Annotated in this window: 14 protein-coding genes; 8 read left to right on the top strand and 6 right to left on the bottom strand. The window is 60.0% G+C overall.

All coding sequences use genetic code 11. From position 1 onward, the window contains the following. Positions 1-15: 15 nt before the first annotated feature. Complete coding sequence (locus U4Y91_RS22680; RefSeq protein ID WP_321806950.1) at positions 16-651, bottom strand: isochorismatase family cysteine hydrolase; 636 nt, start codon at positions 649-651, stop codon at positions 16-18. A gap of 15 nt (positions 652-666) precedes the next feature. Between U4Y91_RS22680 and U4Y91_RS22685 the strand changes: the two genes are divergently transcribed. Beyond that, positions 667-1,536, top strand: a complete 870-nt coding sequence (locus tag U4Y91_RS22685) for a class I SAM-dependent methyltransferase (protein ID WP_321806951.1) — start codon at positions 667-669, stop codon at positions 1,534-1,536. A 454-nt stretch (positions 1,537-1,990) separates the two neighbouring features. Here the strand turns inward: U4Y91_RS22685 and U4Y91_RS22690 are convergent, their stop codons facing one another. Genes U4Y91_RS22690 through U4Y91_RS22710 form a run of 5 tightly spaced genes read right to left on the bottom strand, consistent with a single transcriptional unit; the run spans position 1,991 to position 7,490 of the window. Next, on the bottom strand, positions 1,991-2,983 hold the full coding sequence (locus tag U4Y91_RS22690; RefSeq protein ID WP_321806952.1) for an NAD(P)H-dependent flavin oxidoreductase: 993 nt from the start codon (positions 2,981-2,983) through the stop codon (positions 1,991-1,993). Between the two features lie 50 nt (positions 2,984-3,033). Continuing rightward, positions 3,034-4,698, bottom strand: coding sequence for an AMP-binding protein (locus U4Y91_RS22695; protein WP_321806953.1), 1,665 nt, complete (start codon positions 4,696-4,698; stop codon positions 3,034-3,036). Next, positions 4,691-5,521 (bottom strand): enoyl-CoA hydratase/isomerase family protein, encoded by an 831-nt coding sequence (locus U4Y91_RS22700; RefSeq protein ID WP_321806954.1) that lies wholly within the window; start codon positions 5,519-5,521, stop codon positions 4,691-4,693. The genes U4Y91_RS22695 and U4Y91_RS22700 overlap by 8 nt, the downstream gene beginning before the upstream one ends. Further along, entirely contained in the window at positions 5,521-6,729 is a 1,209-nt protein-coding gene (locus tag U4Y91_RS22705; RefSeq protein WP_321806955.1) for a CaiB/BaiF CoA-transferase family protein, read from the bottom strand. The genes U4Y91_RS22700 and U4Y91_RS22705 overlap by 1 nt, the downstream gene beginning before the upstream one ends. Continuing rightward, entirely contained in the window at positions 6,726-7,490 is a 765-nt protein-coding gene (locus tag U4Y91_RS22710; RefSeq protein WP_321806956.1) for an enoyl-CoA hydratase/isomerase family protein, read from the bottom strand. Before U4Y91_RS22710 ends, U4Y91_RS22705 begins: the two co-directional genes overlap by 4 nt. A gap of 268 nt (positions 7,491-7,758) precedes the next feature. Here U4Y91_RS22710 and U4Y91_RS22715 point away from each other — a divergent pair, with 268 nt between their 5' ends. From U4Y91_RS22715 to U4Y91_RS22745, 7 genes are all read left to right on the top strand, one after another. After that, the gene (locus U4Y91_RS22715; RefSeq protein ID WP_321806957.1) at positions 7,759-8,769 is read left to right on the top strand and encodes a hydroxymethylglutaryl-CoA lyase; all 1,011 of its coding nucleotides are present in this window, start codon (positions 7,759-7,761) and stop codon (positions 8,767-8,769) included. Further along, on the top strand, positions 8,766-9,152 hold the full coding sequence (locus U4Y91_RS22720; protein WP_321806958.1) for a PaaI family thioesterase: 387 nt from the start codon (positions 8,766-8,768) through the stop codon (positions 9,150-9,152). The genes U4Y91_RS22715 and U4Y91_RS22720 overlap by 4 nt, the downstream gene beginning before the upstream one ends. Positions 9,153-9,168: 16 nt before the next feature. Further along, entirely contained in the window at positions 9,169-10,602 is a 1,434-nt protein-coding gene (locus U4Y91_RS22725) for an NAD-dependent succinate-semialdehyde dehydrogenase (protein WP_321806959.1), read from the top strand. Between the two features lie 103 nt (positions 10,603-10,705). Continuing rightward, positions 10,706-10,963 carry a hypothetical protein gene (locus U4Y91_RS22730; protein WP_321806960.1) on the top strand — a complete coding sequence of 86 codons (258 nt, stop codon included), beginning with the start codon at positions 10,706-10,708 and terminating at the stop codon, positions 10,961-10,963. A 193-nt stretch (positions 10,964-11,156) separates the two neighbouring features. Beyond that, positions 11,157-12,515 (top strand): aminotransferase, encoded by a 1,359-nt coding sequence (locus U4Y91_RS22735; RefSeq protein WP_321806961.1) that lies wholly within the window; start codon positions 11,157-11,159, stop codon positions 12,513-12,515. A 68-nt stretch (positions 12,516-12,583) separates the two neighbouring features. After that, on the top strand, positions 12,584-13,639 hold the full coding sequence (locus U4Y91_RS22740) for an ABC transporter substrate-binding protein (protein ID WP_321806962.1): 1,056 nt from the start codon (positions 12,584-12,586) through the stop codon (positions 13,637-13,639). Between the two features lie 41 nt (positions 13,640-13,680). Continuing rightward, a complete protein-coding gene (locus U4Y91_RS22745) occupies positions 13,681-14,745 on the top strand; it encodes an ABC transporter ATP-binding protein (protein WP_321806963.1) in 1,065 nt (354 codons plus the stop codon). Positions 14,746-14,758 lie beyond the last annotated feature (13 nt).

Consider the following 14,758-nt stretch of genomic DNA (forward strand, 5'->3'; position numbering starts at 1 on the left):
GTGGATATCGTGCGCCTAAGCGAGCAGCCGCAGCGCGTCCGCGAGCGACAGCACCGTCGTGCGCGTCTCGAACGCCGTCGCGAACAGATGCTCGTGCACGACCTGATCCGGGTCGTAGCAGCAGTCCTTCACCGTATACAGCCGGAAATCCGCGTCGCTGGCGTGCGCAACCGACGACAGCACGACGCCGGTCGACGCAATCCCGACCAGGATCAGCGTATCGATACCCCGCGCGATGAGCCGCGCCTGCAGGTCGGTGCGGAAGAACACGCTCGCGCGATGCGCGATAGTCAGCGGCTCGCTGTCGAGCCGGCCGAGCTCCGGGCATGGGCCGTCGTCGACGAACAGGCCGAGTTGCTTGATCCCTTGCCCGTTCTTGTTGCGCGGACTGACTTCCGGATAGCCGGGGCTGAAGCGGAGATTCGCGAAGCAGACGTGGACACCGCCCGCCCGGGCTGCATCGCACAGCTTGCGCGTGTTGGCGAGCAGGGCGGGGGCGACAGACGGAAAGAGGCCGAGGATGTCGGTCTGGTAGTGCATCACGACCAGCGCGGTTTTTGCCGGCACGATCGACGGAATCGGCGTGTGCGTGTGGGTGTCCGCGCCAGCGTGGTAAGTCGTTGCGAGATCTGAAGCGTGTTCCGGTTGCATGACTGATGCTCTCCCATGAGTCACTTCGGTGTTTTCAGAAAATCGACCGCTCCGTATATGTCGCCAACCATTCTGGCGCGAGCGTGCTGGAACTCCGGCAATATAAACCGAGATTTCATCCTGGTGCCGACCGAGCGAGTGCGGTGCTGCCTCGGACGGCCGGTTGAATTCGCCACCCGTTCCGGACATTGGGTCGGCGGTACTGAAATGCCGGCAATCTGGCAAACTTCGCGAAACACCGACACTTGGAGAACGGTGGTGTCCATCAATGTACGCGGCACGGAAGGCTACGCGGAGCATGCACATTCGCTCATCGAGCAATGGCAAGACATCTCGTTTGAGGAACACCATGGGCCCATCCTGCATCTCGTTGCCACGCGCCCGTCTTGCATTCTCGATGTTGGAGCCGGTATCGGAACCGATGCGGCTGCATTCGCGGCGATGGGGCATTCGGTCGTAGCCGTCGAACCGGTGGACGCGCTGCGCGTTGCGGGAATCAGGCAGCATTCGTCTCCGCGGATCGAATGGCTGGACGATAGCCTGCCGGATCTCGCGATCTTGCGTACGAGGCGAAAGGAATTTGACTTCGTGATGCTGTCGGCCGTCTGGATGCACCTTGACGAAGACGAGCGTCGTCGGGCGATACCGAACGTCAGCGCTCTCCTGTGCGACGGCGCGGTGCTGGTCGTGTCCTTGCGTTACGGACCGGTTCCGGAAGGACGACGGATGTTCGACGTTTCAGCGGAAGAAACCATCCAGCTCGCACGTGCTCATGGCTTGCGCAATGTGCTGAATGTCCAGACCGAATCCGTGCAGCGTGGAAATCGGCGTGCGGGTGTGACGTGGAGCCGATTGGCTTTCGTCAAAGGCGGCGCGCGGGGTTAGATTCGGTCGAAGCTCGGGACAGTGAAGCTTCGGGTGAGCGCGTGTATGGATCGATCAGCGCGGATTCTCGAAGAGAGCGGGATCCGTAAGGCGGGGGGCTCTACCGTCTACGTCCCGTCCACATCAGGCAGTAGTCGGCCAACTGCAGACGTTCGAGTCGCGAATCGATCGGACATTCGAATGTCCGATTCGTATAGCTAAGCGATGGTCCGACCACGATAAACGCTTCTTCGTCCCTAACGGGATTCCCATAGGATCTGAATGTGCATCGAATTCTTTGCACCACGAGCTCCGCATACTTTTAACACCGACATCCTCGGCTGATACAGGCGTGTAGATCAAACTGAAAAGCGTCACGCCGCGTTGCGCATGAACCAGGTCGATCAATGAGAATGCAATACTAACGGCGAAAATATCGGGACCGTAAGGGCCATCCTATCGTGCTTCTGATCGATCAGCCGACCAGTCGCCTGACGGCTTCCCGATACTCTTCGACGATCCGCTCGACCACCTCGGCCGCACCCGGAAGGTCGCGAATCAATCCAGCCGATTGGCCGATTTCGACCTTGCCGCGTTCGATATCGCCGTCGAGGGCAGCCTGACGGAGTGTGCTGCTAGCGAAAAGTGCATCGTATGCCGAATCATCGGGCTCATGCTTATCTGCATGCAATACGTCCTTCGCGAAGGCGTTCTTCGTCATCCGCACCGGCAGTTTTCGGACACCGACGAGCACTGTGCCGTCTATGTCAGTGTCGAGCACGGCTTGCTTGTAGTTCTCGTGCACGCCCGATTCGTGCGTCGCGATAAATCGCGTTCCTAGTTGCACGGCGTCTGCACCCAGCGCGAGCAAGGCCGCCACGCCGAAGCCGTCCGCGACACCACCGCCCGCGACGATCGGCAGCGAAAACTCCTGCACGGCCCGTCGAACTGCGATCAGTGTGCTGACGCCGTTTGCGGGTGGGTGGCCGCCGGCTTCGGCGCCCACGACGACGAGCGCATCGACACCCGCTGCTGCCGCCTTGCGCGCATGCTCGAGCGTGGAAACGACGTGAATCCAGCGTGTACCGATGCGTCGAAAGCGCTCGAGATGCGCCTTCGGGCCGCCTTGCGAAGCGAACACAACCGGTACGCGTTCTTCCTCGATCACATCGAGAAACAGTTCCGCTTGTGGTCGGTAGAGTGGAATATTTACGCCGAACGCGCGACCGTTGGTCGCCGCCTTGAGTTCGCGCACAGCCTCGCGGAAGGCGTCGAGATACATTGGACCTGCCGCTATCACGCCAAGGCCACCCGCGTTGCTGACTGCGGCGGGTAGTGCGGCGTTCGACGACGCCCAACTCATGCCCGCCTGGATTATCGGATAGCGGATGTTCAGCATCCGGGTGAGTCGGGTGGCGATCATTGTGATTTCCTTTGGTTGAATGCGATCAAGCCTGGACGAGTGCACGAGAAAATCATTGCACAGCTCCGTTCGTCAGAAGCGGTACCGGCGTGTGGTCAGGCGAGTCCAAATTCGCGAATAGCGTAGTCGCGCAATTTGTTCTTCTGGACCTTGGAGCTCCCAGTCATGCCAATGTCGTCAAACGATGTCACCAGTTGCAAATAGCGCGGCACCTTGAAGTTCGCGCAGCGGCTCTTGCACCATGCGATGAGATCTTCGCTTGTCGCATGGGTGCCTGGGCGCAGCACGACGAAGGCGGCCGCTACTTCACCCAGACGTGCGTCGGGTACGCCGACGACTTGTGCAAGTTGCACCGAGGGGTGCGAGAACAATGTTTCTTCGACTTCTGCCGGAGCGACGTTCTCACCTCCGACGCGGAACACGTCCTTCAGGCGCCCGAGCATGCGCATGCGACCGTCGGCTTCAATGACACCGAGATCGCCCGTGCGCAGCCAGCCGTCTTCGCTGAACGCTTTCGCGGTTTCTTCGGGTTTGTTGTAGTAACCCTTCATCACGCTCCAGCCTCGCACCTGAATTTCGCCGGGCGCATTGACGGGTTGTACTTCGCCCGTTTCCGTCGATACCGTTCGAATATCGATTCCCGGATGAGGGGATGCCCAGCCCGCGACGCGAATCTCGAGCGGATCACGCCAATCATTGAGCACCACGTTCGGCGAGGCCTCCGATTGGCCGTACGCGCCAACCATGTATTTCACTCCCATCACATCGTGGATTTTTTGCATGATCTCCGGACCAGCTGCCGCCCAGCCGCCGCGCAGATGAACGCGTTCACGTTTGAATTCAGGGTGCCCCATCATCATCAAAAAGATGGTGTCGTTGCCGCTTGTCAGCGTGCAGCGCTCTACATCGAGAATCGTGAGCACATTCGATACATCGAACGACGGCACGGACAGCAGGCAAGCGCCTGTGACCAGCGCGACGAGCAGCGACATGGTAGTACCCGCGACATGGAAGAACGGCCGCACGCTGAAATAGCGGTCGTCGCTGCGCACGCCGATTCGCATCGCTGACGCTGCTGCGTTCATCAGCATATTTCGATGGCGCAGTAGCACCCCTTTCGGAAACGATGTCGTGCCTGACGTGTACTGGATCAGCAAAATGTCGTCTGGGCTTACGCGTTGCGCACGATCAGCGACTTGGGCGCGCAACTCGTCTGTGTCATGCAAGGTCTCGAAGCGCTCGACGCCTGCGGGAATTGGGCGATCTGTGTCGCCAACCAGAATGGCGCGACGCAGGATCGGCAGTATGTCGCCGGGGAGCTTCGCATCGAACGCGGGTTCGACCTCGCGCAGCAATTGCGTGTAGTCGATATTCAAAAACCTGTCAACGTAGAAGAGGAAGCGTATGTCGCCTTGCTTAAGGCAATAGTTCAACTCGTCGAGCTTGAAGCGCGTATTGACCGGCACCGTCACTGCGCCGATGGACGCTGCAGCATAAAACATCACGACCCAGTCGACCGAGTTGCCCATCAGAATGCCGACATGTTCGCCGTGTTGCACACCCGTCGCGACCATGCGCGCGGCGGCGCTTTGCACGCGTTCGTGGAGCGTGCTGTAGTCGATGCGCACATCGTCGATGACGAGCGCTTCCGCGTCTGGGGTGTCATTCGCGCGTTGCGCAAGGATTGCGGGGAGCGTGACCGGACCAGTAAGACCGAACTGCTGCGCGTACTCGAGGTAGTCCACATTGACGTCATGCATGGCCATTTTCCCTAGATTGAATACTGGTGTTGCTACCTTGGCCGAACGTCGAAATGGATTGCTTCCAGTCCGACGTTTGCAGGAGCGTGTCGATCGCGAGCATTTCGATTGCGAGCGCACCCGCCGGATCAGTCTCGACACCACGATCGATGCAATCGCGTGTCAGGCGCATCGCGAGCGGCGGAGCGGAAGCAATCTCGCTCGCCATCTGACGGACCGCGTTCAACGCGTCGTTGGCATCAACGATGCGGGACACGAGCCCAACCTGTTGCGCTTCCTTTGCGGACAGCGTGCGTCCTGTGTAGGCCATGTCCTTGGCGAGCCGCTTACCGACGATACGCGGCAATCGCTGCGTCGCGCCAACGGTGCCCCACAGCGCTTCCGGCGTCCGGAAGTTTGCATTGTCAGTCGCGACAATGAAGTCGCACGCCATCGCAATCTCGCCGCCCGAACCAACCGCAGCACCTTCAACGAGCGCGATACACGGCTTGCCGATCTTTTCCAGTGCGTCATAGGCGGCAAATGCCTTCAGCCGTCGCGCGCGGACATCGTCGACGGACATGCCTTTGCGCTCCTTCAAATCCGCGCCCGCGCAAAATACCGGACCATTCGCTCGCACGATGATGCAGTGAATCGAATTGTCATCGCGCAAAACGATGGCCGCGGTGCGCAGGGCATCACACATTGCTGCGTTGAGCGCATTGCGCTGCTCGGGCCGATTCAGGACGATTTCGGCGACATGTTCGTGCCGCTCGACTATTAGCGTTTCAATATCTGTCATCGGTGTCTCTTCCAATATGTCTTCCGACGTCTTGATGGGCATCAGATCGCGCCGTCGCGACGCAACGCGGCGATATGTTGACTGTCGTAGCCGAGCCGCTCGCTCAGCACCTGCTCTGTATGTTCACCGAGCAACGGAGGGCGCACGATCTGAGGATCGACGAACCCGTCGAATTTGAATGGCAGCGGCAGTGCGCCGAAATTGCCGACCGTGGGATGCTCGAATGAGCCAACCATGCCGCGCGCCTGCACATGCGGATCGGCAAATACCTCTGCGACATCGTTGATCGGGCCGGCTGGCACTCCCACAGCGTCGCACGCTGCACACAACGCCGCGCGCGTCCACCCGGAAATTGCGCCTGCAAGCGCGCTCATCACGCGTTCGCGATGCTCGACGCGTCCCGCATTCGTCGCGAGGGCGAGATCGGCGGCAAGTGATTCAAGCTTGAGCAGCTTGCACAATGGCAACCAGTGTTGATCACTGCATGTGATGTGCACGAATGCGCCATCGCTGCATGCGAAGGTTGCTGAAGGTACGCGCCCAGGATGTTCGGTACCCAGGCGCGGCGGCACTTCACCGAGCGCGAAATACCGGCCCGCGGCAAGCGTGAGCAAACTCACCTGGCCGTCGAGCATCGAAAAGTCGATGTAGCAGCCCTTGCCGGTCAGCGAACGGCCATTGAGTGCTGACAGCAAACCGATGGCGATCCACATGCCCGACGTCAGATCTGCGATTGGCAGCCCCGGTTTGACCGGGCCGCCGCCGCGTTCGCCGGTCAGACTCATCAGGCCGCCCATAGCCTGAAACACGGTGTCGTAGCCTTTTCGTGCCGCATATGGACCGGTTTGTCCGAAGCCCGTGCACGAGACGTAAATGAGCTGCTCGTTTTCCGTGCGCAGCGCTTCGTGGTCGAGCCCGTAGCGCTTGAGCGTGCCGACCGGAAAGTTTTCGACGAGGATATCCGCACCCGCTGCGAGTTCGCGGACGATCCGCCGACCCGCATCAGTTTTCAAATTGGCCGTCACCGATTGCTTGCCGCGATTGCACGCGAAGAAGTATGCGGACTCGTCTCCCACGGGTGGTTCGAAAGTGCGCGTCTCGTCACCCGTGCCGGGTTGCTCGATCTTGATGACGTTCGCACCCAGTTCGGCAAGAATCATGTCGGCGAAGGGGCAAGCAAGAACCCGCGCCAGTTCAATGATCGTGACATTGGCAAGTGGCTTCATGGTGGATACCGGAGAGGCGTTCATTTTTCGTTCGTCCGCTCCTGACGAAAGCTGCGCATCATCATGTTGGTATCGAGCGATACATCAAGCGCCTGTTGCAACGGAAGGTCTGCGACGCGATGGAACAACCGCTTGGTCGCGGCCATTGCCGATCCATCGAAGGTCGCAAGCCGTTCCGCGATGGCAACGGCGGTTTCCACTACCGATTCGTCTGATACCACGCGATTCGCCAGTCCAAGGGACAAAGCACGCGGTGCTTCTACCGCTTCGCCAAGCGACACGAGCTCGAACGCCGTTTTGCGCCCGACTTGTCGCACAAGATTTGCCATGACGATCGCCGCGACGATTCCGTGCTTCAGTTCGGGGTAGCCCAGTTTAAGGCTCTCGCCCGCCACCAGCATGTCGCAGGCAAGCGCCAGCCCTGCGCCTCCACCCATCGCATAGCCATGCGCCGCGGCTATCACCGGTTTTTCGATCTGCGAGAACCTGCGATGCAGGTTGGTCGTGAGATGTGCACGATCGAGCGCCGCCTGCGCCGCCTGCGCCGCGTCGCCGCTATTGACGAAGCCGCCGAACTCGTTGATGTCGGCGCCAGCGCAAAACGCCTTTCCCGCACCCGTGAGCACAATGGCCTTGACGCCGGGGTTGCGATCGGCGGCGTGCAGCGCGTCGACCAGTCCTTGCGTAAGAGCATTGTTGAGCGCGTTACGTTTGTCGGGGCGATTCATCGTGAGCACGCGCACTGAAGCACGGTCTTCGATGATGAGGGTGTCAGTTGAAGTCATGGGCGGTCGATCCAGAGCGCGATGAAGGGTGCCGCCTTTGAGCGGCGCATAAGCAAAGATTAAAACCGATGTGTGATGAAGTCAACTAAATGTATTTGATAAGCGCACGTAATTATTGTGAGTCATCTCGGTGTTAACCCGGTATTCGAATACTTGGAAGGCAATTCTTCAGTATGAAAAAATCGGCTTTGTGCCTTGTTTTATAACGATTTTTTGGTAAGTCTAGCAGGTGGGATGTGATGCGGTCCATGATCCGAATTGGTTGACAATGAATCACATCGATGATTTGATGTGCTCGACAGTCAACCATTTTGGAACCCCGCAAGCCATGTCGAACCTGACCCTTTGCGAATGCTTCGCGCGCGACGGATTGCAGCACGAGACCGATTTCATCCCGACCGAAAAGAAGGTCGCGCTCATCGACCGTTTTGCGCGCGCCGGCTTCCCGCGGGTCGAGGCCACGTCGTACTCGAATCCGTCGGTCGTACCGCAATTTGCTGACGCAACCGATGTACTGAGAACGCTACCGCGCGTCGACGGCATCTTCTACAAGGCCACCTGTGCAAACGTGCGTGCGGTCGAGCGCGCGCTTGCCGATCTCGAGGCGGGTATCGGCGCGAATGAGATCAGCCTCCTCGTATCCGCAAGCGAAGCGCATTCCACGCGTAACCTGAAATCATCACGCGCGGAACAATGGGCACGCATCGAAGCAATGGCCAAAGCGGCAGCAGGCCGGTTTCGCCTGATTGGCACGATTTCGGTCGCGTTCGGTTGTCCGTTTGAGGGCGCAATCGACGAGGCCGGCGTGCTCGCAGATGTCGAACGCTTTGGCGCGCTCGGTGTGCACCATGTGACGCTTGGCGACACCATCGGTGTGGCGACGCAAGCGTCCACACAGCGTCTCTTTCGCGCGATGCTGCGTGCGTTTCCCGAGGTCAATGCCATCGCGCATTTTCACGACACGCGCGGCACGGGGATCGTTAACTATCTGGCCGCGCTCGATGCGGGCGTGCGTCATTTCGATGTCGCGTTCGGCGGCGTCGGCGGGCATCCCGCGAAGGTGAAATACGGCGGCGGCGTGACCGGCAATGTATGCACCGAAGATTTCATCAATGTGCTTGAAACGATGGGCGTCGATACAGGAATCGACCTCGCCGCAATGATGGACGCATCGATTGCGTGCGAGGAAACACTCGGACGAACGCTTGCGAGCCGCGTAGCGCGGACTGGACTCAATCCGATGCTCACGAAACAAGCTGTCGCAGCGAGCGCCACATGAGCACGCTCGTCATCGAGTCAGCGTTTTGCATCGAGCAAGGTTTCGAGCTGATCGATCACGGTGATGGATGGGCGACGCTCGCGTGCAACGTCCAGCCGCGGCACTCGAACCGGCACGGCAACGCGCACGGTGGCCTGCTCGCGACGTTGCTCGATACATCGATGGGTCTCGCTACGCGCAGCGAAGGCCGCGTGGACAACCTCGGCACGTCGAGCCTCACCGTGAACTATCTGAAGCCCGCGCGCGGACGCATCGCAGTGCACGCGCAAGTGCGCCGATGCGGCCGCACGCTCGCGTTCTGCGAAGCGGAAGCGCGCAACGCCGATGGCGACGTTGTGGCGACGGCAAGCGCAGTCTTCGCGGTTTCCCTAACCGCCCAATAGACAGGAGAAGTAGTCCATGTACGAAGATGTCCAGCTCTTTATCGACGGTGAATGGAAAGCGGGCGCACGAGCGCGCACGATCGATGTCGTAAATCCCGCAACGGAAGAAGTGATCGGCACGGTGGCGCACGCTGAAGTCGCCGATCTCGAGGCAGCCGTCGCGGCCGCGCAAGCGGGCTTCGATATTTGGAAGCGCACGAACGCGTATGACCGCGCGAACATCATGCGCCGGGCGGCGAACCTGCTGCGCGAACGCTCGGAAAACATCGCACGCTTGATGACGATCGAACAAGGAAAGCCGCTCGCGGAAGCGAAGGGCGAGGTAATGTCCGCTGCCGATCTGATCGACTGGTTCGCTGACGAAGGGCGACGTGCATATGGTCGCATGGTGCCGTCGCGCATTCCGGGTTCATATCAACTGGTGATAAAGGAACCGGTCGGCCCGGTTGCCGCATTCTCGCCCTGGAACTTTCCGATCAATCAGGTCGTACGCAAACTGTCGGCTGCACTGGCAGCGGGCTGCTCGATCATCGTGAAGGCGCCGGAGGAAACGCCGGCCGCGCCTGCTGCACTTATACGCGCATTCGCCGATGCGGGCGTACCCCGCGGCGTTATCAATCTCGTCTATGGCGTGCCGGCCGATATCTCTGAATACCTCGTGCCGCATCCGGCAATCCGCAAGATTTCGTTCACGGGCTCAACCCCGGTAGGCAAGCATCTCGCGGAACTGGCGGGCCGTCACATGAAGAGGGCGACGATGGAACTTGGCGGCCACGGCCCAGTGCTTGTCTGCGAAGACGCCGACATCGACACTGCTGCCGTGCAACTAGGCACCTTCAAGCTGCGAAATGCGGGCCAGGTTTGCACATCGCCGACGCGATTTCTGGTAGCACGCAGTGTCTTCGAGTCATTCGTCGAAAAGCTCGTGGCGGCGATGTCAAAAGTGCGCGTCGGCGATGGCCTCGCCGACGGCGTCACGATGGGCCCGCTGTCGAACGCACGCCGGCTACGTGCGGTGCAAACCCTGGTGGATGACGCGCAATCGTGCGGTGGCACGGTGCGCATGGGCGGGAAGCGAATTGGCGAGCGCGGCTATTTCTTCGAGCCGACCGTCATCAGCGAAGTGCCGCATAACGCGCGCATCATGACCGAGGAGCCGTTTGGACCAGTCGCCGTCGTTAACGCCTTCGATTCGCTCGACGAGATGATCGACGAAGCCAACCGCCTTCCCTACGGCCTGTGCGCGTTCGCGTATACGCGCTCAGCGAAACAGGCCCATCGTATCGCCGCAGAGGTCGAAACGGGCATGCTTACGATCAATCAGATCGCCATTGCGTTCCCCGAGGTGCCGTTCGGCGGCGTCAAGGACAGTGGCTACGGTAGCGAGGGCGGAGCGGAAGCCATCGATGCTTACCTCAATCTGAAGCATGTGTCGCAACTCGACATCTGATTGCACCCCCGCGCGCTCTGGCTCATTGCCAGAGCGCAGCACGCAAAACAAAAAGTCGGAGACGCAAGCATGCACCTCGAGCAGCAGGTCATGAAAGCGGGGGATGCATCGCCTGATGCCTATTCTGATCGTGTGCTTCCTGATTTCGTATATCGAGCGCCGCAAACTCGCGCTCGCGGTCGTCAGGAGCCTGTCACCGCCCGACTACGCCTTCGCGGCTGGCATCTTATTCCTGGACTGGGCGATCCTCGTGCGCCTACATGAGCTTGCTTGCACTACCGTGCGCGGCCCCGATCGCGGTCCGGTCTTTTTCAGCAAATGCCTTCAAATACTTGTTGTTAAAATCAATCAAATTAAATAGGGGCTCGATGCAAGCGGCCTTGGTAAGTCCGTAATTTGCGGCGGAAAGTACGGGTAAGGCCTAGTAAAAAAGTCTATTTGGCTGTTTGACATGCGTGACATTGTCACTTATTCTGATTCTAAGGACGATGCCTGCGCGATGTTTCGCCAAACGCGGTGGCAACGTAAACCCTCTTGAAACAAGGCAGAAAATCATGGATCAAACATCGTTGCGCGAGCGCGATATCGCCTATCAAATCCACCCGCACACCAATTTTGGAGCGCACGAAAGCGCGGGTCCGGTGGTGATCTCGCGGGGGCGGGGCGTGTTCGTCACCGACAGCACCGGCAAGGAATATCTCGAAGGTATGTCAGGTCTGTGGTGTACGAATCTGGGTTTCAGCGAGCCACGCTTGGCCGAAGCCGCCGCGCGTCAGTTCGCACGCTTGCCTTACTACCAGAACTTCGCCAACAAGGCGACCGAGCCTGCCATCGAGCTCGCCGAAAATCTTATCCGTCATGCTCCCGCGCCGATGTCGAAAGTGCTGTTCCAGAGCTCCGGTTCGGAAGCGAACGACACCGCGATGAAGCTCGTGTGGTACTACCATCACGGCGTCGACAAGCCCGAGAAGCGCAAGATCATTAGCCGGCAGCGTTCATATCACGGTACGTCTGTGGCAACTGGCAGCTTGACCGGCCTGCCGCACATTCATCGCGACTTCAACCTGCCGATCCAGGGCGTTGTCCATGTGAGCTGTCCGCACTTCTATCGCACGACAGTGCCGGGCGAAAGCGAAGCGCAATTCACCGCGCGGCTGATCGCGGAACTCGAAGAGACGATTCTGCGCGAAGGGCCTGAGACGGTCGGCGCTTTCATCGCCGAACCGGTGATGGGCACTGGCGGCGTAGTGGTAGCACCGCAGGGATATTTCGAGGGCGTGCAGGCGCTGCTGCGCAAGTACGAAATTCTCTTCATCGTCGACGAAGTCATCTGCGGCATGGGCCGTACCGGACACTGGTGGGGATCTGAGGAATACGGTCTGCAGCCCGACATGATGGTGAGTGCCAAGGGATTGTCGTCGGCGTATCTGCCGATCTCCGCGCTGATGATCAACGAAAAGGTCTATGGCGTGCTCAAGGAGCAGACAGCGAAGATCGGGCTTTTCGGGCACGGCTATACGTACGGCGGGCATCCGGTGTGTGCCGCGGTTTCCAACGAGGTGTTCAACATCTATCGCGAGCGTGATGTCATTGGTCACGCCAAGCGCGTGGGCGAGTATTTCCAGCGCAAGTTACATGAGCGCGCAGAGCATCCGCTGGTCGGCGAAGCACGCGGCCTCGGCCTGATGGGCGCCCTCGAAGTCGTCGCCGACAAGAAGACGCGTGAGCCATTTCCCGCTAATCGCAAGATGGCTGCGAGCGTCGCGCAGTTTGCAGTGGAGGCGCAACTTAACGTGCGTCCGCTCGGCGATGCCGTATGCATCGCTCCACCGGTCATCATTACCGAGGCTGAGATCGACATGCTGTTCGAGCGGCTCGACGTTGCGCTCGCGAAGGCGCTGAAGACGGCCTGAGTGCAAGTGGATGCGCCGTGCGCGGCGCGAGAAGAGCATCAGTCATCAAGCGGATTACAGGAGAAGTCATGAGCAAGTTCAGCATCGCGCCGCGCGCAAGTCTCGCTGCAGCAGCGCTCGCACTCTGCGGATTCCATGTGGCACAGGCGGGCGCGGAAACCGTCACCTTCGCCGGGTACGGTGGCGACTATCAGAAGAACATCGTCAAGGCACTGATCAAGCCAGCCGCCGACAAGGAGAACTTTGATCTTCGCACCGAAAGTCACGACGGGCTTGCGACGGTCCGCGTGCAGGTCGCGTCGGGCAGCCCCGCGTGGGACATCGTGCAACTGGGTGCGGAGGAGTGCGCAACCGGCAGCACACAGAATCTCTTCGAGAAGCTCGACTACAAGCTGATCAGCACCAGCGGCATTCCCGCCGAAGCGCGTGCCGAGGACTGGATCGCAAGCAACTACTACTCGGTAGTCCTTGCGTATCGCACGGATAAGTACAAGGACAATCCGCCAAGGACCTGGGCCGATTTCTGGAACGTAAAGAAGTTTCCCGGCAAGCGTTCGCTAGCGCTCCAGCCGCAGGAGACGATGGAAGTCGCTCTGCTCGCCGACGGCGTGAGCCCGGATAAGCTCTATCCGCTCGATCAGAAGCGTGCGCTCAAGTCGCTCGAACGTATCAAGCCGAGCGTGAGCGCATGGTGGACGACGGGCGCGCAATCGGCGCAACTGCTGCGCGACGGCGAAGTGGACATGGAAGCCATCTGGGGAAGCCGCATCGCGCCGGTGCTCCAGTCGGGCGCGCCGGTCAACTTTACGTTCAATCAGGGTCTGCTCGCCTATGCGTGTCTCGCGATCCCGAAGGGCGCGAAACACGCGCAGGCGGCGCGCAAGCTGATCGCGAATGTGGTGTCGCCTCAAATCCAGGCCAATATTCCCGAGGTGATGCCGTTCTACGGACCGGTGAACAGCAAGGCCTTTGATGTGCGCAAATTTTCGCCCGACGTGCTCGCCAAGGCTAATTCGTCGCCGCAGAACCGCACTCAGCAGGTGCTGATGAATGGCGCATGGTGGGGCATGGATCAGAATCTCCAGAAGGGCAACGAGAGTCTGCGTGCGCTCATCAATCAGTGAGCGCGGACCGGGGACCCGAGGGATCAAGGAGGAGAACAGAAATGGCATCACCGGTTTCAATCAGAAATGTCTGCAAGAACTACGAGAGTTTTACGGCTCTGCAGGACGTGTCACTCGATATCAATCCGGGCGAATTCGTAACTTTGCTCGGTCCGTCGGGCTCGGGCAAGACCACTCTGCTCATGGTGCTCGCTGGCTTCGTGCGAGCGACTTCGGGAAGCGTGAAAGTGAACGGCAGCGAGCTGCTGCTCGCGCCGCCGCATAAACGTGGCATTGGTATGGTGTTCCAGAACTACGCCCTCTTTCCGCATATGACGGTTTCGCAGAACGTCGCGTATCCGCTGCGTCTGCGCAAGGTGCCGCGCGAGGAGATTGCGGACAAAGTGCGTCATGCGCTTTCTGTTGTTCGCCTCGAAGATCTCGGGGAGCGCAACATCGCGCATCTGTCCGGCGGTCAGCGGCAGCGTGTGGCGCTTGCGCGGGCGATCGTGTTCGAGCCGTCGATCATGCTGATGGATGAGCCGCTCTCGGCCCTCGACAAGCAATTGCGCGAGCACATGCAGATCGAGATCCGTCGCCTGCATGATCGGCTTGGCATGACCACCATCTACGTGACGCACGATCAGACCGAGGCACTCACGATGTCTGATCGCATTGCAATCATCAACAAGGGTCGGCTCGCGCAGTTCGACACTCCCGAGACCATTTACGAACGGCCGGCGAGCAAGTTCGTGGCAGACTTCATCGGCGAGACGGCCTTCGTTCCACTCGAGGAAGCGCGTGGTGAATTCACCGCGTTCGGCAACCGCTTGCGCACGACGGGAGCAGTGCCCGATGGTGCCGGCAAGCCGTGGCTCGCGCTACGCCCGGATCGCGCGATCCTGCTCAAAGAACCCGTCGACACGCTCAACTGCCTGCCGGGCATCGTTCGCCAGCGCGTGTATCAGGGCGATTCAAATCTCTTCTATGTGACGCTTCCGCAAGGTCACGAAATCATGATTCGGCGTGGCACTGGCGGTGATTACGCACACGGCCCCATGCTCGTGGAGGGCGACCACATTACGGTCGGCGTGCGCGCCGAAGACAGCGTGGTGGTGCGAGATTAATGATGAGACACGT

Origin of the sequence: Burkholderia sp. BCC1993, from assembly GCF_905339865.1 — a bacterium.
Lineage (GTDB): Bacteria > Pseudomonadota > Gammaproteobacteria > Burkholderiales > Burkholderiaceae > Burkholderia.